Below are 24,001 nucleotides of genomic sequence, written 5' to 3'. Positions count from 1 at the left end.
TTATACAAATAGATTGTTGACAAACTCAACCAGCAATTCCCCGGAAATTTCGTGAGGCAGAGCATCAAGGATGCTGCTAACCAGGCCGAGGTCATCAACATTGCTATCGCCACCACCGATACCCGCCATTTCCATGAATCTCTCGGCGGCATCGTCCCCGAAAGCAGCCAACATGTTCTTGACCTGCTCGCGTACAGCCTCGCTGTCGATCTTGTCGTCTGCTGCCTTGACTTCTTCCACACATTCAGCCAGGTCTTTCAGAAACTCTTCAACACGGGGGACATTGTGATTCATCAACGTGATGTGAAGGTTGAGCGGATTCTTTTTGCTAGAAAACTGCGGCTGCAAGTACCAACCCCTTCTGGCCATGTAATTGGCCAGCTGAAAGACATTGATATCCTTGTCCTTTGAAGCAAATGAGAAGATACTCATGATCGGTTCGCCAAGAACATACAGGCCATCGATAGAATTGATCCCTTCCATCATGCGACGGACGCCCTTCATCACATTATCTGTTACCTCGAGGTAGCCATCACGTCCCAAAAAATTGAGGGCTGCCCAGGCGCCTGCCATGGAACCGCCAGTCTTGCTGCTGAGCATCGTGGTATTGAACATCGCATAAGCAGAAGTTGCAGTTGTGGCAAAAATCTGATGCTTTCTGATGTCTTTGTTTCTGTAAGCGATAACCGATGCCCCCTTGGCAGCATAGCCAAATTTGTGCAAATCGGCCGATATGGAGGTAACACCAGGTACCGTGAAATCAAAATCCGGAACATCATAACCCTCCATGTCCCGCATGAAGGAAAGCATGATCCCCCCCATGCAAGCATCCACATGTAAAAGCAAGTCGTGTTCAAGGGCCAGCTGCCCGATTTCGGGTACGGGATCCATTACCCCCTGCGCATAGCTAGGTGCCGAAGCTACAAGAAGAATGGTATTGTCGTTGATAGCCCGGCGCATCAAATCCACATCTGCACGAAAATCATCGTCAAATTCGGTCATCACCAGTTTGACCCCGAAGTATTGTGCTGCCTTGTGAAATGAGCTATGGGCACTCTGAGAAACAACCATCTCCGGCGCTTTGATATGAGGTTTTTCTGCCGCAGCCCTGTCACGGGCTGTCTTGACGGCCAGCAGGATACTTTCGGTACCACCGGATGTTATGTTACCAACAGCCTCCTCGCCACCTCTGAGAAGGTCAATGACTCCCCTGACCACTTCCTTTTCTATGCGAGCCAGGCTGGGAAAAGAAGTCGGGTCAAGCCCGTTTTCCGTCAAAAATTCCATATATGCTTCCTTGACAACTTCCTCGGCTTCCGGGTTGGCCATGAATACGTATGCAAAAACCTTTCCACTACGCCAATCAACATCATCTTTCTTGTACTGCCTCAAAATTTCCATGATCTCTTCTTTACTTCTGCCTTTTTGCGGAATGCTCATTTTACATGGCTCCTTTCTACGTTATTGATGATGGAGAATGACACGAATTCCTTAAGTTCAAGTATAAACAAGGTCCTATTTCATGTCAAACACAATTCACGGTTCACTGTCTCTGCATACCAACCGGCCTCGTTTTACCACCTGTTTCCGGAATAAAAAAAGAGGGGAACTGCAAAGAGTCCCCCTTCCTTTTTGCACGAACCGGGCTGACAGATTTATTTCAGCCCATTATAGAGTGAATTCAGCAGAACACGGTCGGGGTCGTAACTCAATTCCCATATCATTGCTCCGGCAAATCCATTATCTCTGATATAGTTGGCTTTCAGTTTTATCGACTGTTCGTCCTCGTAGCTGATAAATGTGGAACCGTTGAACAGCCACGGGACCATCGATTCAGCATGATAATAGCGCCTGTAACCCGGAGCATGCAGATAGCCAGCCACTACCTCGTCGTAACCGATGGAAGATCCCCCCGAGGAATAACGCTGATACAGGCCATTGTTGGAATTGGCAACCCCGTCATACCTGTGCCCGTAGAAGGGAACCCCCACTACCAGTTTGTCCTTCGGGAAACCGGCATTCAACCATGCTTTTACCCCGGCATCCACACTCCACTTGTACTGCGGCGAGTAATCGCTGCTGGTGTACAGAGGGGCGTTGAAATCCGTATAAGCATCCCAGTTTCCATGGATATCGTAGGTCATGATGTTGGCAAAATCCAGATAGCGATGCAACACACCCATTTCGGTGTTGTTGGTATAAGCGGTATTGGCTCCGCCAGCGATGGTCAGCAGGTAATCACGCCCATCACGTGCACCCTGGGCATCGAGCTTCTCCCGGATTTTTTTCAGCAGAAGGGTGAAATTCTGTTTATCCTGTGGCCTGTTCCCGTTTGAATACATCCCACCCCCGACCGGGTATTCCCAATCAAGGTCCACACCATCAAACCCGTACCTCAGGATAAAATCCACGCAGCTGTCTGCAAATGCGGTTCTGGATGCATCGGTCAGGGCCATATCGGAAAATTTCCCCGACCAGGTCCAGCCACCCACCGAAATCAGCGTTTTGAGATGAGGATACCTCTGTTTCAGGGCATTGAGTTTGCTGAAATTGCTCGGGTCAACGGCCGGGTCACCCACGGCTACCTTGAGATCCCAACCGATGTCGGCAAAAGCATAATTGATATGGGTCAGCCTGGAGGCATCTATGTTGCTGGGCGTAAAACCGCTGTATGCCGACCAGGAGGAATAGTAACCCACCACTTTCATCCCTTGAGGGTCGCCGGGCTGATCACCGCCACCGGGCTGGTCACCGCCGGGATCGGGCTGTTCGCCGCCGGGATCGGGCTGTTCGCCGCCGGGATCGGGTTCTTCGCCGCCGGGATCGGGTTGGTCACCACCGGGATCGGGCTGGTCACCGCCACCGGGCTGGTCGTTGCTCGTATACAGGGCAGATACCCAGCCGGTCGAGCCGTAAGGAAGACGTACCAGCAACCAGCCTCCCTCCCTTGCCAGCACCTGCAGCAGTGTTTTCCGGGGTAAGGTGTCGAATCTTGCAAATTCTACCCCGGGGCCGAAACGGATGTTCAGCCCATCCGCCGCCGCTACACGAACAGTTTCGTTACCTTCCAAAGAAACGGTGCCCCTGGCGGAAGGGTTGGTAGTGTACTGCCCCGAAACCCAACCGGTAGTTCCGTCATTCTGGCGGGAAAGAAGCCACCCATTCTCTCGGGCCAGCACGGTCAGTGCCGTACCACGGCCCAGGACTTCCTTCGACCAGTACTGTGTCCCCGGACCGAGCCTGAAATTCAAACCGCTGGCATTTACCGCAACCCGATCTGGTGATTGGACCGCATCGTAACCGCTGACATATGATTTTGAAACCCATCCGGTGGAACCGTATGTAAGGCGGACGAGCAGCCACCCATTCTCTTCAGCCAGTACCCCGAGTTCCGTACCTCGGCCCAGGCTGTCAATTCTGGGATAGGAAATAGCAGGACCGGTACGTATATTCAAACTGTTGACATCAACCTTTGCTTTTCCTGTTCCCGCAAGTGAAATCGGCCCGGCAGCTGCAGGATTGGAAGTATACCGGGCAGATACCCACCCCGTGGAACCATCATTTTTCCTGACCAGAAACCACCCATTTTCGGTAGCCAGTACGGACAATCTGGTATTCCTGGCCAGGGCCTCCATGGAAAAATACTGGGTTCCCGGCCCGAGACGGAAATTGAGTGAATCTGCCGTTACGGACACTTCAGGAAAGTTGGAAGCCTCCGCCGTCAAACCGCCGGTAAAAAAAGATAACAGTAGAAACAGAAGAATCACGCAAGTCGTTATTTTTTTACTCATAATCAACCATCCTAACTTTGTTATCATTGGATCATGGCAACGATTCCCGCTACTTGCCATTCGAATACCACCAGGATATGCTCTCTTCGACACCCCCTCTTCCGGATAAAATGCTCTGCACCACCTTCCATGCAAAATATTATGTTTACTTAATTATAGCGACTCGATATGACTTGCTCAACCATTATCACAGCCCCTATAGGGTTTTTGGGGGCCCTGCAAGTTGACATGTTATGTTTACTAACAGGATAGGGACTATCCGATGATAATACAGGTTCAAAAATGGCACAGGTAAATGTCGGCGGTTCCATCCAGAAGAAGGGTAAACGAAAATTGATGCAGATGCCGTTCAAAAATGCACGGGGGAAGGGGAGAAATTCAAGGTGGGGAATCCGATCTTTGCTGATGGCGTATTAATGGTTCTTAACGATTTCAAAGGAATGCAGGCATGCAGAGGTTTTTCAACGCGCCGATCCTTTGGCGGCATTCTCCAAAGCATTCACGATAGCCTTCAGGATGACCTTGCAGCTGTAAGAGTCATCTGAAATTGTACCTGCTTTCAGAGTCTGGCCTGCAATGACATGTTCGATAATGCCCTCGGCCCCGGCACATCGACAGTTACCATGTTCCATGATCTCGATGGCCATGATCATGCCATTTTCAACTGTAACCTCTACCCGGGCGAAGATCAGAAATAATCTACCGACACCGGTGTAACGGCCATCGGCCAGCATGGAAAGATCAATGTTGGTAACAGCTATCTCTTCCATCTGCCTGTCAAAATTGTCAATATGCAAACCTATATATTTCAAACCGACAAGGCTGATTGCCAGCGCCAGTACCAGGCCGATAAAAAGAATAACCATTTTTTTTCCCATTTTGCCTCAACCCCGTTTGCTTGCATTCGACATATCAATTTTATCATGCCATTGTCTTCCGGCAAGTTTCTTGATGTTCCTGGAAAAACCATTGCAAGAGATGACCCCGGCCGGGTAGATACGATCATCTTTTACAAAACGGAAACACCGGCCAGGGGTCTTCTGCGGTTGAAAAAGCCCGCCCCCGGAAGATTTCACAGAAAGGCAACAGGCATCGCCCGGAAAATGAAGAATGTTGCAACGCTAAAAATCATCATTGCCCCGTGAATGAGGGGATTGGTATTGACAATGGATGTGGCCGGGATGGCGGCAATGCAGGGAGTGGTTTTGCCAATGTCGGGGCCGCCCTTCAGTTGGTATTGAACTCCGTGATAATGACAAGAAAACCCTCACCCCATCGCCTTCCGGAAACGGGGGAGGGTTCGTTCAATCTGGCACATGCAGATTCCGCTTTCAAATCAATATTTTTTCATCGAAGCCACAGAATCCGGATCAGGCCTTTCCGTCACAACCCAGGACGTTGACGATCTTGCGTTTCACCAGTTCCTTGATGGCAGCCCTGGCAGGGCCAAGATATTGCCTCGGATCGAAGTGACTTGGATTTTCGGCGTGATGTTTTCTGATCGTTGCCGTCATGGCCAGCCTCAGGTCAGAATCGATATTGATCTTGCAGACAGCCATTGAAGCAGCTTTGCGCAACATTTCCTCGGGGACACCCCTTGCCCCGGGCATATCCCCGCCATATTCGTTGATCATATCCACAAATTCGGGGATCACCGATGAGGCGCCGTGCAGCACGATCGGGTACCCGGGAAGTCTCTTCTGAATATCTTCCAGAATATCGAATCTCAGCCTTGGCTCACCCTTGAATTTGAAAGCACCATGGCTGGTTCCTATGGCAATGGCCAGAGAATCAACCCCCGTCCTTTCCACAAACTCCTCGGCCTCGGCCGGATCCGTAAAGGAAGCATCTTCATCCGCAACGTTTACTGCATCCTCGATGCCAGCCAGACGCCCCAATTCCCCTTCGACCACAACGCCCTTTTCGTGGGCATAATCTACAACCTGCCTGGTCAATTTGATGTTTTCTTCGAATGGGAGAAATGAACCATCGATCATCACCGAAGAAAAACCTCCATCAATACATGACTTGCACAATTCAAAGGAATCACCATGATCAAGGTGGACGCATATTGGAAGCCCGGTTTCTATTTCGGCTGCCTCGATAAGTTTCATCAGATAAGTATGGTTTGCATATTTCCTTGCCCCGGCTGAAACCTGCAGGATCAGCGGTGCGTTAACTTCCTTGGCCGCTTCGGTTATGCCCTGGATGATTTCCATGTTGTTGACATTGAAAGCCCCGATAGCATAACCCTCGTCATAAGCCCTTTTGAACATCCCTGTTGAAGTGACTATTGGCAAAAAAATCAACTCCTTGTGGTTTTTTCTTGCATTGAATATCATAATCTTATTCTCAACAAATTTCAAATTTATATTAATTGCCTGGAGGGCCGGTGACCTGAAATTCCTTTTTTCAATACCCTGAAGATGATGATTATTCCACGTGATGCCCTTCCATCCAAATTGTGAAAAGCCGTTCCTCCGTCCCTGAACGCTTCCTGTTTGCAGGTAACATTCTGCTATCAGCTGCACATGCCAGCCAGGTAACCGGTGGAAAAGGCAATCTGAAGGTTGTATCCACCCGTATATCCATCCACATCGATCACCTCACCGGCAAAGAAAAGCCCTTTGACAATGCGGGATTCCATCGTTGAGGGATTGATTTCCCGGGTGCAGACACCCCCCGAAGTGATGATTGCTTCCTCCAGGGGCCTGAATCCATGCACGTGAAGGATCAGATTTTTTATCAGCGTGACCAAGCCGGCACGTTCCTCCTGCGTGATCTGATGAACGCGTTTCTCCCGTGGGATACCGGACAGAGCAATGATCACCGGAATCAATTTCCGGGGCAGCAGATCATGAAGTGAGTTGGCAAACATCTTGCGTGAGTAGGCGGTGAAATCCCTGCGGATCCTGCGGTCAAGTTGTTCCCCGGAAAGAGCCGGCTTCAGGTCAATCGCCAGAACATAGCGTTCCCGATCCATTTCACGCATGGAGGAAGACGCGGAAAGGATCATCGGCCCCGAAACCCCGTAATGGGTGAAGAGCATCTCCCCGAAATCCTCGAACAATTTCCTCTTGTTTCTGTTATATACCTTTACGCTGACATTGCGCAGAGAAAGCCCCTGGAGTTCACGGACCCATTTTTCTTTGATCTCCAGCGGCACCAGGGATGGTTCAAGGGGGGTAAGAGTGTGGCCGCATTCTGCGGCGAATCTATACCCATCCCCCGTCGAACCGGTGGATGGGTAAGAAAGGCCCCCGGTAGCCACGATCACGCTGTCTGCCCGTATCTCCGTGCCATCTTTCAGCAAAACCCCTTCCACTTTGCCCCGTCCGGTTAACACACGTGCAACCTCTCCTCTTTCAATGTGCACCTTGTTCTGTTTGACAAATTTCAAGAGGGTGTTGACGACATCTGCAGCCCGGTCAGAAACAGGGAAAACACGCCTTCCCCGTTCCGTCCTGGTCTCCAGGCCGAACTTCTCCAGGAGTATCAGCAGATCCGCGGCAGAAAAAGCGTGGAATGCACTGTAAAGAAATTTGCCGTTCACGGGCACACCGGCAATCAGGCCCTGCACATCGGTATCGTTGGTGATATTGCACCTGCCCTTGCCGGTCAGCATCATCTTCCGTCCCGGGCGATCATTCTTCTCGATCAGAAACACTTCCGCTCCGCGGCCGCCGGCCGTTCCAGCTGCCATCATCCCCGCCGCCCCGGCCCCGATTACAACCACTCTTTTTTTTTCGGTCTGCATCGCCCCGAAGCCCGCCCTTCACCGCTCTATCAATGACATTATCCTGCCATGGAACTGCAATTATTTCTCAAGACCGTTAAATTGCTATGCCCCTTTTATTTTCCCTGATACATATTTTCGGGCCAGAAACCAGGAGGCCGACACCATGATGATCAGCATACCCGCAAGAGCAAACACCGCCATGGCTGTCTCCCCGAACTCCGTGGAAAACCCCCTGATAGCTATACCCAGCAGAAACCATAGCATTGCAGTGCTTGCGGCCAGATCCAGGCGTCGTTTCAAAAAAACAAATGCCGTAACAATAACAATTGCCATCACCGCCACGGTCCAGTATACTTCTGAAAACCCGAAACCTTCCCAGCCGAGATTGATCGTGGCCGCCAATTCTGTGATGGTGATAACCGTAATCCAGCCCAGATAGATGCGGAAAGGCAGTTTCACCCACAGAATTTCCGAAGCCGATGATACCCTGGCTCCCGCCTCCAGATTCAGGTAATTTTTTATGAGCACCGCCAGCAGAACAATCAAGATCAACAGGGAAATATTGATGACCTTGAAATAGCGGGCCAGCAACCATCCCGTATTCAAAATGCTTGCTATAAAAAAAAGAGGGCCTACCCTCTCCGTGGAGGGTTTCTCCCGTTCATCCTTACGCAAAATTCCTTGACTCTGGTAGAGACAGAAGGAAAACATCGACAGGCCAATTATTATCCACATTGGAATGACAAAAGATGCACATAACCCCAACAGGGGAATGGAAGCGTCAACCGATGGCGACAAAAACAGATCGGCATTCAGAAACCCCTTGACCAGACCGGCTGAAAAAATGATAAAACCCAATATGTTGAGCATCTGCAAGTATCTTTTCTTGATCATTTTCATCTCCCAAAACCCGATTGTCACAAAGCGGGGAGTGATTCGTTTTTACAGAAGTCGGCCTACCTCGTAAGCTTTCTCCATGATCCGGGGATATTGTTTTATGGCCCCCTTCCTGTCCACACCCTCGAAAAATATAGAATCGGCATAATGATAATTGATGTTGTGATAAAACACCTTCACCGCTGCCAGCGCATTTTCACAATAATCTTTTCCCTCCAGTGCGCTGACACAGATAAAATATCCCGGCCGTTTCTCCCGGGGATCCACCGGGGGTTTCTTTATTACGTACTTGGCTTGCCACCAGCATTGGAAACGATCGATAAAAACCTTCATCTGCCCGGACATCGTGCCAAAATAGATGGGGGTGGCCAGAACCATCGCCCTGGCAGCAACTACCTTGGGGTATATGGCCTGCATATCATCTTTCTGGATACATTCCCCGCTGTCCGCACACCAATCGCATGCCCGGCAGAAATTTATTTTGAGGTTATTGATCCGTACATGGTCCACATTCCAGCCTGCTTCCTCGGCCCCATGCAAGAATGATTGCAACAATATTTCACTGTTGCCTTCACGCCTGGGGCTGGATGATATCGCCAGTAAATTTTTCAATCATGATTCCTCCCTCCGAAAATAAAACTTTGCTGAATCATCATTCATTCTGATGGTAATCGAACCTTATTTCCCCGCTTTCTTCAAGGACAACCCTGCCGATGACGGTTGCCGGAGTGCCCGCAGCAATGCTGTAATCGGGTATATCCCTGTTGACAAGGCTGTTGGCTTCTATTACACAACAACGGCCAATATTCACCCCTTTGGTGATAATGCTCATGCTGCCGATATGGCAACGAGCACCGATTTTTGTTCCAGCTTTGTCGATGGGCTTTTCCCCTGCCGACAGGGTTCTAGAAACCGGGTCATGGGAATATATCTGCACCCCGGCAGAAATTTCACAATGATCCCCGATCTCAAGATCGCCGCTTCCATCAAGAACGGTAAAAGGCCCGATGCGGACGTTTTTCCCCACGGTCACATTGCCTGTTACCACACTGGAATCATAGATACTCGTGCCTTCCCCGAATCCGAGGAAGGCGGCTTTCTCCCGGCGGTCCGATACCAACTCGTTGAATGGCAACACCCGGTTGAAGTTGCGGTACATCTCCGCCCTGAGTGTATGGTGCCTCTGCTGTATCTTTTCAAAGCATTTTTTTCCCTCTGACATACTGGATTCCCTCCAGAAAAAATCCTTTTTTTACCCCCGGCAATTATAGCAACTGAGGGTTGCGGGTGTCAATTTTCCCGAAAATGTGGGTAGCCGCCGGATCCCGGGCATTTTTGAAACCGGATAGCGCGGCCATCGATCATGAACACCCTGCATTACATCCCTGAAACGAGGCAAAAAAGGATAATAAAGCCACCAGGGCATTCCATGATAAACAACAAGTCTGTGAACATAGGGGCTGCAGATATGCTTACCGTGGGTGAAAAAATCCATCGGCAGGATCGGAGAAACGGTTACTTTCCAAAGCTCAAAAGATGTAGCCGTCATGCGCGGAATGCAGACTCACTGTTTCTGCTCCAGATACACACAGAGCGGCTGGCCCGATTCTTTCCATTCCCCGGCCGCCTCCACCCCGATATAGCGGTAATGCCAGGGTTCATAGATATAGCCCGTAACATGTTCCATCCCCCGGGGATAACTCATGGCAAAGCCGTACAAATATGCATTGTTGGCAAGCCATTTGCCCTGCGCCGTTTCGCCAAAAGAAGCCGACCAGTCGGAACCCGAACCGCCAAAATCTATCGTCGTCCCCAGCTGGTGTTCCGATTGCCCCGGCCGCGCACTGAATCGATTCGCCTCCGCTTCACCATGCCTCCTGGCATAATTGTTGAATAGCTGTGCCTGATAAGAATAACTTCTGTACGCGGAGAGTACCGCCAGCGTCACTCCATCGGTATTGGCCGCGTTCCACATTTCTTCGAGATGCTTGAACGCTTCGGCGCGCAAGTACAGTGCCCTGGAAGGTTTCATGTACGAGGGAATTCCCACAAGGTCACCGGGGGCATAATCTTTTTTCAGAGTCGTTTCCTTGGTGACAAGCGCCAACAAATAATTGCCATCAGGGATAACCTGCAAAGCCTGTTCGGGTTGTGGTTGTGGCTGTGGTGGCGGTTGTGGCTGCGGTTGTGGTGCAGAGGCAGGTTGGGTTTCCGGCTCGGACTCGGGCTCCGTGGCATCCGGCTCCTGATTTTCTTCCTCCCCGGGCGGTTCACTTTCCGGTTCAGGTTCGCCATCGGATTCAGGTTCACTTTCAGGTTCCGATACCTCTGCTGGCAGAAATGCTTCCTGATTTTCTGGTTGTTGCTCCGTGATCGGAGTGGAAAAAATATCAAGCTTGTGTATGTTGATCGATAGGGGAATGATCATTGCCGCACTCAGCAAAAATGTCGCAATCCGCATCGCTGTATGTCCTCTTGCCATCATTGACTCCTGTCCCCTATCATTTTTCCTGCAATTAACTGAAAAATGAATTACATTTGCCTGATTCAATTCGACATTTGACCACATTTTCCCTTTCGTTGTGGAATGGTTTTCTGGCCTTTTACAGGATCCGGCAACTTCAAGTCATTCATTGGCTGATTTTACTTCCCGGGTTTAACACGTTTCCAGGCGTGGGCGCCATTCAATTGCTAACCGTTCCATGGCCCATCAAGAACCCCTGAACCGGAGGTGAGCTGCCTGGCAATTGTATTGGCCTGTTCTGTTATTTCCCGGGGATACTCCATGTATTCCAGAAGTTTGATCGCATTGCGATTGGTGGAAACACCTTTTTTCAGCTTGTAGTCAAAATCAAGGCCTTCCTGCCCGACCCGATCGCTAAAGTAATAACAGCAATAAGACCCTTGCAGTTTTTCGGCCAGATCCAGATCATGAGTAGCAGCCAGCACCCGGGCATTCCGGGATGCCAGGTAGCTCAATATTCCCTGTGATGCAGCAAATCTCTCCGTGTAGTTCGTGCCCGACAGAAGTTCGTCGATGATACATAGCGCCGGTGCCTTCACGTCCGCCCCGGTGGCAGCCCGGACAAGTTTCAACAGCCTTTCCGCTTCCCGGTAATAGAAACTTCTGCCTTCCATCAAACTATCTTCCCTGCTGATGGAGGTGATTACCCGAAAAAAGCTTCCCCGGTAGGATGATGCCAGGCAGGTGAAGATGGTCTGGGCAAACACCGCATTTACAGCAATGGTTCTCAAAAATGTTGATTTGCCCGACATGTTGGAGCCGGTAATCAGCACCCCTTCCCTGTCAACAATAATTGAATTTGCCACCGCATCATTCAGCAACGGATGGCGAACATTATCCACCGCGCAGATGGGTTCTCCCCCGGCAACAAGTTCCGGTTCAACATAGCCGGGTGCAGGAAGACCCTCCCTGTAGGAGGCAATGGACTGCATGGCATCCAGTTCCCCGATAATCAGATATATTTCCTGAAGTTGTTCAACCCGTTTTTTGAATTCACTCAAGGTCCTATTGTATGCCCGCACTTCAAGAAGAAAATAAACTTTCAGGTATTCATACAGAAAATCCAGTTCGGATCCAAGCAGTGTTGGTTGCAAATAAGCGATGTTCCGGGAAATATGCCGGCATGACAGGGAAGCATTCCGCAGCTGTTCACACACATCACCCATTGCCGCCACTTTCAGATCGGCAACTTTCGATGCCGTTTTCAGCAGTACCGCCAGCCCGGGAATGGCTGATAATACATTCTGATATTTTTTCGTCAGATGATAATGTACCCATGAATTTATCCCGAACATACCAAGGATCATGGGGATACTGTATTTTCCCAGAAATAGCGGGGTAAATAAAGAGATCATTGCTGCCAGGGCCAGAACCGTGAACAATGGAGCATGGGGAGAGGGGGAGGGAAGTCCTTCCCACAGAAGGTTTGCCATGTCACTGTCTCTTGCCCTCTCCAGAGGCAGAAGAAGAAGCTGCAGTTTTTCCCGGAAACAATCATCCTTCTGAAACAACCTGATCAGCCTTGACCGCTTCTCAAGAAGTCCCCGGTCAAAACTGGGGTTTTTCAAAATCGTGTACAGAACGGCCTGTCCCGGCGCGGTGAAGGTCCGGTCAAGCAGGGCATAGATCTGATCGCCATCCAGGTCCCGCCAGGTCTGACGATCAATCATACCCGGTAATTCATTCCCGGCCATGAAACCATGCAATGTGGAGATTTTTTCGAAATCCCTTGGTGTATCGACAGGCATGGCCCACCGTTTTCTCAGTCCCAGCAACGTTTTCAGTCTGCGCAACTTGAAATATAACCGGGCCGCCGCCCCGAGCAGGGGGGCAACAAAAACAGCACCCCAGAAATAATGCGGTGAGAGGTGGAATCCGGCAATGGCAACCGCCGCCAGAAGTATCAAAGCAACAACCGCCAGGCATAGAATGTTTTTTTTGGTGCGTCGTATTTCAACATCTGTTTCTTCCACTATCCCAATGCAAAGACGCCCCCATCCACGAAACCTGAAATTCACCCAATTATATCACGAAAAAAGGGCATGCGTGATCGAAAACCCCCATCGGATGCACTGCAGGGCAAACAAAATCTTCTGTGTTTTGATGGATCGGGAATCGGGATCATAAAACCCTTTCGAAGTGCATGGCATGTGACAAACGGGTGCCACCCAACGGTCGGCCGGGCGTCGGATCGGTTGTTCCATTTTCCTGGCAATCCGGGACATGCCCGGCTGGATATTTCATCCTGCCAACTATTCTGCCAGCTTGAAATTCACGGACTCTCCGGCTTTCAATGTAACCGGAACGAAACAGCCCGTCTGCTGGCCAACGGATAAAGGTTCCCGATAGGAGAGGGTCGTCGTTCCCCCGGTCAAAGAAGTCAGGGTGCCTTCCACCAGCCGCCCATTTTCCCAGCAAAAATTCAATTCAAATCCGCCACGCGCCCGGAGCCCCTTTACATTCCCCTCCAGCCAGCAGGGGGGCAGGGCCGGCAGCAACTCGATAACGTCGTCGTGGCTCTGGAGCAGCATCTCGGCTATTCCGGCAGTCCCGCCTAGATTGCCGTCAATCTGAAACGGGGGATGCGCACAGAACAGGTTGGGATAAGTTCCCCCGCCTGATTGTGAAAAAGGGAAATTCCTTCGTTCATGGACAGGAACGAGCAATTTTTTCAGCAGTTGGTAGGCCCTTTCTCCATCTTTCAAGCGTGCCCAGAGATTGACTTTCCAGGCCAGGGACCAGCCGGTGCCCCCATCTCCCCTTCTTTCCAGCGTATCCCGCGCAGCCGTAAAGAGATCCCTGTTTCTTTCCGTGATCTCGCTGGCGGGATAAAGCCCATAAAGGTGTGACAGATGACGATGCCGGGGATCCTCCTCCTCGTAGTCTTCCAGCCATTCCATGATCCTTCCGCCCCGGCCTATCGCCGTCGGGGGAAGTTTGGCGCGCTTGGCGGAGAGTTCCTTCTGAAAATCCTCATCAATTCCCAGGATCTCCGCTGCCCGGCGCGTGTTCTCGAAAAGCTCCCGCAATACCTGGTTGTCAATGGTGGGCCCCATGCAGGTATGGATGATCTTTCCCCTGTATCTGTAGCCCAGTTCCGGAGAATTGCTCGGTGCCGTCACCAGGAAACCGCTGTCTGGCAGGTCGATGAGCATATCCAGGTAGAAACGGGCAGCTCCTTCCAGCACCGGGTAGATTTCCCGAAGGTAATCGCGTTCGGGATAGAAGGCATAGTGTTCCCACAGATGGGATGCCAACCATCCGGAACCTGAAACGGTGGAGCCCCATTCCGCACTCTCGCCCGGAGCTGTGAAACCCCAAGGGTTGGTAATAACATGCGCCACCCAGCCACGGGCATTGTAATACGCCCGGGCCGTCCTGCTACCGGGCTCAACCAGCGACTTTACCAGATCGATCAATGGCCGATGCAATTCATGAAGGTTGGTTACCTCTGCCGGCCAGTAATTCATCTGTACATTGATATTCAAATGGTAATCTCCGTTCCAGGGTGTATTCACGGTGTCGGCCCAGAGGCCCTGCAGGTTGGCGGGTAAACCCCCCGGCCTGCTGGAGCTGATGAGCAGATAGCGCCCAAAATTGAAATACAGGGCAGCCAGCGAAGGATCGGGTTGTCCCCTGCTGAAAGCGGCCAGACGCGCCGGTGTCGGTTTCTTCTCTCCCGCACCATGCCCCAGGTCCAGATCTACTCGATCATAGTAAGAACGATAATCGGAGATATGCCTTTCTTTCAACTCCTCGTAAGAGAAAACCCGGGATCGCGAAAGATCATCTTTTATCGCTTTACGGGGGTCCGCTGTTCGCCTGCCGGCAAATCCCTGATAATCGGTTGCGGCGGCAACAAGAAGGGTAACCTCGCTGGCCTCTTTCAGGCGGATCACCGCACTTTTACCGGAAGAGGCGGTCATATTGCCATCGGAAATTACCTCCACCGCCGCCGCGTAGCGCATGCCCTCCCGGTCGGTTCCACTTTCCAGATTTCCCTCGATGATCAACAACCCCCGATCATCGATCCAGGTACGGGCACGTTCGGGCCGCCCGAGCGAGAGCTCCAGGGACAGTGCCCGTGGAAATGCGGAGGTAATGTGTACCACAAAAACCTGATCCGGAGCGGAAACAAAATATTCCTTGTTGATCAGATTTCCTTTCTGCATGTAGGATTCGGTTGCCACCGCCGTGGACAGGTCAAGCACCCGGGAATAATCCCTGATCATGCCCCTGTTTTTCCACCTGATCAGAAGGTCTGCAAGCATCTGATAGCATCCGAACTGCACCGACTTGCCGCGCCCCTGGCCGGAACCTGCCCCCTCGCAGATAAATTCTTTCAAAAGTAACTCCTGGGCCTCCCGGTTCTCCCCGGCAAGAAGATGCCTCCGGATAAGTGGCAAAGATTTGTGGGCCTCTTCCTTGTTGGCCTCCTGACAGGATCCCGACCACATGGATATCTCGTTCAACAGGATCCTTTCCTTCTTGCTGCCGCCGTAAACCATACCTCCCAATCGACCGTTGCCAACAGGCAGAGCCTCCGTGAACGATCCGGCATGCCGATCAAAATAAAGCTGCGAGGAGCCGTCGGTGACCGGGGAACGGGTGGAAGAACCGTAGCGAAGCGGATTCCGGCCATATCCTGTGAAAAAAAACAATAAACCGCCCAGGGACAAAACAATCAGGAGTAGTATCAATTTTTTTTCCCTACTTTTTTTACCGGCCATTGCACCGAACAGATGGATTTTGATAGAAACATCTCCGTACACTATACCACATCAAACTTTTGAAAGGCAGTCGGCGGGGTCAGGCCTTTCCCCTTGATACCCATGCCCGTTTCCCCGAGAAACCTTGTTTGTTCACATTTTTTCACTCATTGGCGGCATCGCGATAATCGGCAGTCAATCCTTCATGGTACCTGGCAGAAAAACAATGATTTTCAAACAACCCGGGATGGAAAGATTCCACAAAGTTCATTTACCCCCATCGCTTTCTCGCGATGATAAACAAAAAGACTGCCCTGCGGCCGGAAGAAAAAAAGCAGTTAATTGTGTTACAATCAAGGTGGTGAACCGGACATGAAAAGAATAATTTATATTTTTTCCCTCTTGCTTGCAATGGCAGCCCTGCTCCTTGCAAGTGGTTGTGCAGAACACCCGGGTGCCCCCGCTTCCGTCGCCGAAGAACAACAGGTTCTTGCCATTTCATGGGCGGTGGACGGCAGGGAAGTATCTTCTCCTGCCATCAACAATGCAGATCAACCCGTGACAATCGTTGCCTCGTTTGATCGGCTCATCTCCCTCAATACTGCCATTATCGAAGTTGCAGGGTCGGGAATAGAAGGATTGGAAATATACGCCCCTTCCGGCAACAGCAAAAAGCTCGTCTACAAACAGGATTATGTAGAAAAGACTGCCTTCTGCACTTTTCCAGCCCTTTTCACAAACAAAATAGTGATCGAGATTGCCACCGTAAGCGGCAGATATTCGGTCAAAGACATCACCTTCCGGAATCAGAGGGTGCAGGATGCGGGATCCTTCAGAACAACGGCATATATCGTTGCCGATACGTTGCAGAAAATCGATGATATGGACGAGGGGCATCTTGCCAACATCACCGACATCATTTTATTTGGAATGGCCACTTTCAACAAAAATGGGGATATCAAAATCGACCCGCGATTGGATAACTCTCTCGATCTTATCAAACAGGCCCAGGCCAGGCTGAACAGAAATTACACCGTATACGTCAATTTTCTGTTTGAAGCAGACAGGCCCTATGATAGTGACTGGAACAGGATGGTCAGGGAGTTGGCCGTTGACGTCGCCATGGCGAAGAAGGGCAACAGGGTGAAGCTGGCAGATAACATGATCGGATATGTAAAAGATAAAGGATTTGATGGTCTTGCTTTTGATTGGGAATACCCGGTAAGTTATCGGGATTTCAATGTTTACGGAAATTTCATCCTGTGCCTGAAAGAGAAGAAACCCGACCTCAAGGTGGCGGTCGCACTCGCACCCTGGGGAATCAAATTCAACAAAAAACATATCGATGCCATCGATGTGATAGAACTGATGTGCTACGACTTGCCGGACAGCCGCGGGCATCACAGCAGTTTTTACACGCAATGCATCGGGGCAATCGAATACATGAAAAAGAAAAACATTCCGCTCTCCAAGGTCGATCTGGGCATACCCTTTTATGCGCGTCCAGACGATATGGCCGAGTTGTGGACCCTTTACAAGGATGAAAGCGAAAAGTTGGGACGATACAGTGACAGGGCAGTTGGAAGTTTTGGCGGAACGGAAAAAGATAGATTCTACAATTGCTACCAGACAGCATACAACAAAACCAGCTATTCACTTGATCAGGGCCTGGGAGGCGTGATGGTCTGGCATTATGCTTGCGACAATGCTTCCGATACAGATTTATCACTGTTCAAAGCCATCTCCTCGGCTATCAGGGACAGATATCCCCACCGATGATACATCCTTACAAAAAATAGCATATTGGATACAGCAGTGGTATAAATTTAAAGGGAATACACCTTCCCACGTAGAAAGATCTGTGGAGAACGCAGGTTGGATCCGCTTCCATGGATCCACCGAGAATCAAGGGGGGCCAGCCATGATCTATTATTTTTCGGGGACAGGTAATTCCTTGCATGCCGCAAAAAATATTGCCGCCGCACAGGGGGAAAAACTATCTTCCATTCCCAAACTCATGCTGGAAGGGAATAGCTTCGAACACACCATGGCCGCGGGGGAAATCCTGGGATTTGTATTCCCGGTTTATTCCTGGGGGCCGCCCGGTATGGTGGTCAACTTCATGCGCCGGTTGAAAATCAACAACTTCGAGGACAACTATGTTTTTTCTGTGATCACCTGCGGCCAGAATATCGGCCAGGCCATGAAGGTCGTCGAGCATGAGTTGCAACAGAACAATCTGCCACTTCACAGCGGGTTTTCACTGATCATGCCCAACAATTACATGGTCATAGCCATGAATGCGGATGCGCCAGAGAAAGCGGAAAGAAAACTGGCGGGGGCCGGGAAAAAACTTGAGCATATAAATGATATTATCGGGAAACGGCAGAAGGGAGTTTTCGAACTGGTCAAGGGTCCTCTGCCCCACCTCCTGACTTACGTCGTAAACCCGTTGTTCATGAAATATTCGGTCAACACCAGGTATTTCCGTGTTAACGATAGCTGCAATTCATGCGGTATCTGCGAGAAGGTTTGTATTACCGGATGCATCAAAGTCGAAGACAAACCCGTGTGGGGTGATCAGTGTGTCCAGTGCCTGGCTTGCATCAATCTATGCCCCGAGAGAGCTATTGAATACGGTATGTTTACCGGAAGGAAAAGAAGATACAGAAACCCCCATATAGATATCGAGGAGCTGGGGGTCAATTGAAAATCTTCAACCGGCAAAATACGGAAGATAAGATTTGCAGTCGGCCACCGCTTGTGGTATCCTGTTTTCAAGGATCAAAATAATAGGTCAAAGGGGGGCTGGGTTGACCCGGCTGAGATAGAGCTGCCATTGCTCTGACCCTTCGAACCTGACCTGGGTAATGCCAGCGTAGGGAACATACTTGCCATCCGGAAATGCAAGCTGAAGCCATCGTTGGCTCCAGCTTGTTTTTTTGGCCCGCCCGGAAATAATGCCGCTACGCCAACAGCAGATAGGAGCTTTCGCTGATGAAAATTGGAAACAATGCCCGACAACGCCTGCCATCCTTCCTGATCATGGTACTGCTCATCGCCTTCTGGGAGGTGATCTGCCGTTTGTTTTCCCTGCCGGATTATATTCTGCCTTCCCCTTCGAACATAGCCGGGGCACTGACAGAAAATTTTGCCCTGCTGATGAAACATACCGCAGCAACCCTCTATGCTGTGGGCATCGGCCTGTTGCTGGCCATAGCCGTGGCCATGATCCTGGCCCTGGCCATGAACCGCTGGGAATCGGTCAGAAACGCTGTCTATCCCTTGCTGGTGATCTCGCAGGCCATCCCCATATTTGCCCTGGCCCCACTTCTTCTCATCTGGCTCGGCGTGGGCCTGACCCCCAAGGTCGCCGTGGTCACCCTGGTCTGCTTCTTCCCGCTGGCGGTAAATGTCGCCGAGGGGTTGAAACAGGTCAATCCCGAGGCTCTTGAATTGATGCGGGTGATGCAATCCGGTTCCTGGTTTACCTTCAAATCCCTTCTGCTCCCCTCTGTCCTGCCCCATTTTTTTTCCGGTCTGAAGATCTCCGCCACCTATAGCGTCATGGGGGCAATCATCGGCGAGTGGTTGGGTGGAAGTATCGGCCTGGGCGTTTACATGACACGGATGATGCATTCTTACAAGACCGGCCATCTTTTCGCTGCCGTGCTCATCGCCGTGTTGCTCAGCCTGATCCTCTTCAGGATCACCACCATGTTTGCCTGGCTGGCAATGCCCTGGAGTCGAACAAAAATCACAACTACAGGGAGTGAAGAAATGTGTTGAAGATGAACAAAAACAAATTGATGGGATGGTCCGTTCTGGGCCTGGTTCTGTTTCTGAGCCTGTTCTTTGCGGCGGGATGCAACCGGGAAAGCACTCCTGCCGCCGAAAAGGTTACCCTTCTTCTGGATTGGAATCCCAACACCAACTACAGTGGGCTTTTCGTGGCCAGGGACAGGGGTTATTATCTTGAAGAAGGGTTGGAAGTTGAGATAGAGGAGGCCGGGGGAAATGTCGTCCCGCTCGTGGCCACGGATAAAGCGCAGTTCGGTATCAGCTATCAGGAACAGGTCACCTTTGCCCGTGCAAACGACAGTATCCCTGTCGTCTCCATCGGCACCATTTTACAGCACAATACCTCGGGCTTTGCTTCTTTGAAAGACAGGAATATAATGACGGTGGCCGATTTTGAAGGAAAAAGCTACGGCAGCTGGGGTACCGAAGTGGAAGAAGCAACCATCAAGGCACTGATGGATAAAGTCGGCGCCGACTTCGATCAGGTGTCCATCGTCACTGTCGGTGAGGCAGACCTCTTTGCCGTCATCGAACGCCTGGCCGATTTCGCCTGGATATATTATGGTTGGGATGGTATTGAAGCTGAACTCAAAGGACTGGAGCTGAACTATATGCCACTGCGTGATCTTGACCGGGCCCTTGATTACTATACACCCCTGATCATCAGTAGCGAAACTATCATAGATGAACAGCCTGAATTGGTTGAAAAATTCATGCGCGCCACCGCAAAAGGTTACCGGCTGGCAATCGAAAACCCTGCCGAGGCCGCGGAAATCCTGCTGCAGAATGCACCGGAACTTGATCGCGAACTGGTGATGGCCAGCCAGGAGTGGTTGAAAGACAGGTATCAGGAAGATGCCGAGGTATGGGGCCTGCAGAAAAAAGAAGTATGGGATAACTACAGCCGCTGGCTACATGACCAGGGTCTGATTGCTGAAATGCTCGATGTGGATCGTGCTTTTACCAACGATTTTATCCGTTGAGATGTCATGGAAAATCTGAAAGCACCGCTGCGGGGGCTCTGCCACAAGCCCCTGCAGCATGTTTCCAGCTTGCCCCGGCAGCATGCAGCCAACAGGATGGAGGTCCCGGGAAAATGCTCTTGAAATTGGATAATATCAGTTCAACCTACACCTTTGCTTCGGAGATACTGCCCGTCCTGGAAGAAGTCTCGCTCCGGGTGAACGCGGGGGAATTTGTTTCGCTACTCGGCCCCAGCGGGTCGGGCAAAAGCACCCTGCTCAAGATCGCCGCCGGCCTGCTCGAACCTGATCATGGCCAGGTCTTCCTGAAGGGCAAGGAGATCACCGGCCGACCGGCCAAAGTCGGTTACATGCCCCAGCAGGACCTGCTTTTTCCATGGAAAACCCTGTTGCAGAACGCGGCCATGCCGCTGCTTGCAGAAGGCAAGAGTAAAGAAGAGGCCTCTGCCAGGGTATGTGAACTGTTGCCGGTATTCGGGCTCGAAGGTTTTGCGTCATACTACCCGGGCCAACTTTCCGGGGGGATGAAGCAGCGGGCAGCCCTGCTGCGGACCGTCCTGATGGAGAGCAACCTGATGCTGCTCGATGAACCATTTGCTGCCCTCGATGCCCTTACCCGCGAAAACCTGCGTGAATGGTTACTCCGGATTCTGGACCGTTTCCGGAGAGCTGTCCTCTTCGTGACCCACAGTATCGATGAAGCAATCTACCTCTCCGACCGGATTTACATGATTTCGGATCGCCCGGGAAAGATTATCCTTGAAATAACCGTGGAAATACCGCGCCCCCGTTCCCGGAAGACCATCACCTCTTCCCGGTTCATTTCATACCGTGAACAACTGATGGATACTCTGGCAACATTGGAAACAAAAATATGAAGAGGGTACCCTCAGTGGCGTGAAATATGGACTGCCAGAAGCAGCCCGGAAGAAAACGTTACTTCGGCTTCAAGCGAAGAGAGTTCATTGCTCAGGCCAAGGGTAGAAGCAAAATAAAGAGTATCTCCATGCAGCGGGTATTTCAACCCCCTGGTCCATATCCCCGTTACACTGGGTGTAAGCGCAAACAGGGACAGGTAGTCCCCGACCTGCCCTTGAAACTTCAATTCCCCGTCAATCAACCTGATCGTCTGCAATTCATCGATAATCCTGGCGCGGACACCCGCCTCGAAAGGACGTAACAGCAGAAAAAGATTGATCAGGGTATGATCAACCCTCTTACCCCCGAGGGCTCCGCAGACAACAATTTCAAGCGGTTTCGGTCGAAGGGAGAGAACGTGATCCAGAGCCATCTCCATATCAGATTTATCCTGGTCAATGGATGGATCACGGATCCATTCCACCGACATATTGTTCAGCCGTTGACGCAGATCCGCGTCAATGGAGTCGGTGTCCCCCACGACCACATGAGGGTGGAGACCCATCTCCAGAACATGACGGGCACCCCCATCTACACAGACAATCCGGTCTTCCGCATCAATCTGCTTTCGGTAGAAATCGGGGTCCCGGAAATCTCCATTGGCAAAAAGAAAAAAACGACGGTTCGTCATCCTCTCATCTCCCTTCCATCACATGCAGATAAATGGGTAACCCCCTGCCCCCATTTGCTGCTTCCAACACGACATGGAAACGTCCACACCCACCCCCGCAACCCGCCCGGATTGACCAATTCTTTTTCGTAGCCGGATGCATTTCATCGTCATCTGTCAAACAAAAAACCCGGAGCCAGACTCAAACCCGGGAAAGAGAAGAAAAAGGCAACGCCGGGGTAACGGGCTTTACTCGTAAAGACCGATGAACGACAATACCGGGTTACCCCTCGACTGCCGGATGACAATACGGATGGTATCGGTATTTACCGCCCTCCCGAAGGTTATGATCCTCTTGCTGCCGATGACCGTGTTCCCGGCGATCTTCCTGTATTTTTCTTCGCCTTCAATGCCCGCATGGTTCACACGTGCAAAAACATCGAATGCCTCCACACGCTGGCTACCGGTCAGATCCTCCTTGAGCACGAGGCGCTTTACTTTGGCGGCCTGCCCAAGTTTCAAGTCTGCAATGTATTCATGGTCAGCAAAGCTGTATCCACGATCATCCTCAACTGAAAGTGCATCCCGGGCCTCCTCCCTGGCCACCATTGTTTCAGCATTTCCAAGATGTAACTGATAGCTGATGGGCCGGGAAAAATCCTTTCTGATCCGGTCGCCAAATGCTTTGAGCACCTTGACATCCCGATCGGCAATCACGCCTTCCCTGTTTGGCGGAACGTTGAGTAGAAGGGATGCATTGGCACCGACAGAATTGTAATAAAGTGAGCAAAGTTTTTTCACGCCCTTTCTGAACAATGCCCGGCGCTTGTTGTAAAACCAACCGGGGTGGAGGGAAACATCGGCCTCTGCCGGATACCATCTCAAATCCGGGTGGCGCCTTAGCGCATCGCGGCTGCCCAGGTCTTTCGCCGTGTGATCGAAGGCTTTCAGTTCCCGTCCCGTCTGTTCATCCTGCTGTGATTGTTCCATGATCCGGTCCACATCGGCTGTATCTGCGGCGACAACACTCCATTCACCGGGGCGTACCACACCTGCCTCGTTGCCAATCCAGCGCACATCCGGGCCACAATTGGCAATGATCGCTTCGGGCTGAAGCCGGCGAATAACTTCGTAATAGCGCTCGAAATCGTATTTGAATTCGGGCACGTTCTTGCCCCTGGCCCCGTCAAACCAGATCATGAAAAGCGGGCCATAATTGGTGCATAGCTCGGTAAGCTGATTGACCATGTAGTCGTTGTAAGCTTCGGTGCCGTACGTTTTCTCGTGCATATCCCAGGGAGAAAGATAGATTCCCAGATTCATGCCGTATTTACGGCAGCTGTCCGCAAGTTGCCCCATGATGTCGCCCTTGCCATTTTGATAGGGACTGTTGGCGATGCTGTGCTCGGTATATTTGCTCGGATACAGGCAGAAGCCATCGTGATGCTTGACGGTGAATACGATTCCCCTGCTTCCGGATTCCTGCAATACACGTACCCACTGGTCGGTATCAACCCTGGTGGGGTTGTACTGCCGCGGGTCTTCCTTTCCCGTGCCCCACTCCCTGCCGGTAAATGTATTCATACCGTAATGGATAAACGAATAATATTCCAGCTTGCTATGATGGAGCTGTATGGGAGTCGGCACCACTGCAGTCAGCCTTTCCACCTCGGGGCCATCCTTTGCGAATCCGTTGTTGTCAGTTGCCCAGCCCGATTCAAAATGTGGGTCCCCGGGGATTTTGCCACGCAGGCTAAAAAAAACGAGGAATAATGCCAGAGCGATGAGAATGCCGGGGACAATTAATTTTTCAATATACAAATCGATTTCCCCCTCGATCAAACCCGATATCTACTAAATTATATATCAAGCAAAAAACATGGGCAAATGGCCTGCTGTTGCAGACGGTGTCAACCTACTTTAGGAAAAAAGAGAGAACCCCGTAATTTTTAACACACTTTTTTATCTATCAAACTTTTAATAGCTTCCCTGGTGAAACTGAAGCCTCCCTGCAGTAACGGCATGTTTC

The 24,001-nt window shown here is 51.0% G+C and carries 18 protein-coding genes and 1 riboswitch; of the genes, 5 read left to right on the top strand and 13 right to left on the bottom strand.

Annotated elements, in window-relative coordinates; translation table 11 throughout:
* The 11 genes from GX364_05830 to GX364_05780 form a co-directional block, all read right to left on the bottom strand.
* A complete protein-coding gene (locus tag GX364_05830) occupies positions 1–1,440 on the bottom strand; it encodes an aspartate aminotransferase family protein (GenBank protein NLI70361.1) in 1,440 nt (479 codons plus the stop codon).
* A 215-nt stretch (positions 1,441–1,655) separates the two neighbouring features.
* Entirely contained in the window at positions 1,656–3,791 is a 2,136-nt protein-coding gene (locus tag GX364_05825) for an SH3 domain-containing protein (GenBank protein ID NLI70360.1), read from the bottom strand.
* A gap of 461 nt (positions 3,792–4,252) precedes the next feature.
* A complete protein-coding gene (locus GX364_05820) occupies positions 4,253–4,669 on the bottom strand; it encodes a hypothetical protein (GenBank protein ID NLI70359.1) in 417 nt (138 codons plus the stop codon).
* 492 nt (positions 4,670–5,161) lie between these two features.
* A complete protein-coding gene (gene fba, locus GX364_05815) occupies positions 5,162–6,091 on the bottom strand; it encodes a class II fructose-1,6-bisphosphate aldolase (GenBank protein NLI70358.1) in 930 nt (309 codons plus the stop codon).
* Between the two features lie 221 nt (positions 6,092–6,312).
* Positions 6,313–7,548: an NAD(P)/FAD-dependent oxidoreductase gene (locus GX364_05810; protein NLI70357.1), complete on the bottom strand. Its 1,236-nt coding sequence runs from the start codon at positions 7,546–7,548 to the stop codon at positions 6,313–6,315.
* Positions 7,549–7,632: 84 nt separating this feature from the next.
* The gene (locus GX364_05805) at positions 7,633–8,424 is read right to left on the bottom strand and encodes a hypothetical protein (GenBank protein ID NLI70356.1); all 792 of its coding nucleotides are present in this window, start codon (positions 8,422–8,424) and stop codon (positions 7,633–7,635) included.
* A gap of 48 nt (positions 8,425–8,472) precedes the next feature.
* Positions 8,473–9,039 carry a flavodoxin family protein gene (locus tag GX364_05800; protein NLI70355.1) on the bottom strand — a complete coding sequence of 189 codons (567 nt, stop codon included), beginning with the start codon at positions 9,037–9,039 and terminating at the stop codon, positions 8,473–8,475.
* Positions 9,040–9,079: 40 nt separating this feature from the next.
* The gene (locus GX364_05795) at positions 9,080–9,649 is read right to left on the bottom strand and encodes an acyltransferase (protein NLI70354.1); all 570 of its coding nucleotides are present in this window, start codon (positions 9,647–9,649) and stop codon (positions 9,080–9,082) included.
* Between the two features lie 342 nt (positions 9,650–9,991).
* Entirely contained in the window at positions 9,992–10,888 is an 897-nt protein-coding gene (locus GX364_05790) for a M15 family metallopeptidase (protein NLI70353.1), read from the bottom strand.
* A gap of 230 nt (positions 10,889–11,118) precedes the next feature.
* Positions 11,119–12,924, bottom strand: coding sequence for a hypothetical protein (locus tag GX364_05785; GenBank protein NLI70352.1), 1,806 nt, complete (start codon positions 12,922–12,924; stop codon positions 11,119–11,121).
* 279 nt (positions 12,925–13,203) lie between these two features.
* A complete protein-coding gene (locus GX364_05780) occupies positions 13,204–15,723 on the bottom strand; it encodes a glycoside hydrolase family 95 protein (GenBank protein ID NLI70351.1) in 2,520 nt (839 codons plus the stop codon).
* Between the two features lie 309 nt (positions 15,724–16,032).
* Between GX364_05780 and GX364_05775 the strand changes: the two genes are divergently transcribed.
* The 5 genes from GX364_05775 (at position 16,033) to GX364_05755 (ending at position 21,322) form a co-directional block, all read left to right on the top strand.
* On the top strand, positions 16,033–17,439 hold the full coding sequence (locus GX364_05775) for a hypothetical protein (protein NLI70350.1): 1,407 nt from the start codon (positions 16,033–16,035) through the stop codon (positions 17,437–17,439).
* Between the two features lie 142 nt (positions 17,440–17,581).
* Positions 17,582–18,370, top strand: coding sequence for a 4Fe-4S ferredoxin (locus GX364_05770; GenBank protein ID NLI70349.1), 789 nt, complete (start codon positions 17,582–17,584; stop codon positions 18,368–18,370).
* Between the two features lie 81 nt (positions 18,371–18,451).
* A riboswitch (TPP riboswitch) is annotated at positions 18,452–18,563 on the top strand.
* Between the two features lie 94 nt (positions 18,564–18,657).
* Positions 18,658–19,449, top strand: coding sequence for an ABC transporter permease (locus GX364_05765; protein ID NLI70348.1), 792 nt, complete (start codon positions 18,658–18,660; stop codon positions 19,447–19,449).
* A 2-nt stretch (positions 19,450–19,451) separates the two neighbouring features.
* A complete protein-coding gene (locus tag GX364_05760) occupies positions 19,452–20,444 on the top strand; it encodes an ABC transporter substrate-binding protein (GenBank protein NLI70347.1) in 993 nt (330 codons plus the stop codon).
* A gap of 113 nt (positions 20,445–20,557) precedes the next feature.
* Positions 20,558–21,322: an ABC transporter ATP-binding protein gene (locus tag GX364_05755; protein NLI70346.1), complete on the top strand. Its 765-nt coding sequence runs from the start codon at positions 20,558–20,560 to the stop codon at positions 21,320–21,322.
* 11 nt (positions 21,323–21,333) lie between these two features.
* On the opposite strand, the gene GX364_05750 is transcribed toward GX364_05755, so the two are convergent.
* A complete protein-coding gene (locus GX364_05750; protein ID NLI70345.1) occupies positions 21,334–21,993 on the bottom strand; it encodes a thiamine diphosphokinase in 660 nt (219 codons plus the stop codon).
* A gap of 228 nt (positions 21,994–22,221) precedes the next feature.
* Positions 22,222–23,793: an alpha-L-fucosidase gene (locus GX364_05745; protein ID NLI70344.1), complete on the bottom strand. Its 1,572-nt coding sequence runs from the start codon at positions 23,791–23,793 to the stop codon at positions 22,222–22,224.
* Between the last annotated feature and the right edge of the window lie 208 nt (positions 23,794–24,001).

This window comes from Bacillota bacterium (assembly GCA_012518215.1).
Lineage (GTDB): Bacteria > Bacillota > Dethiobacteria > DTU022 > PWGO01 > JAAYSV01.
This window is presented reverse-complemented; position numbering and strand designations above follow the sequence as displayed.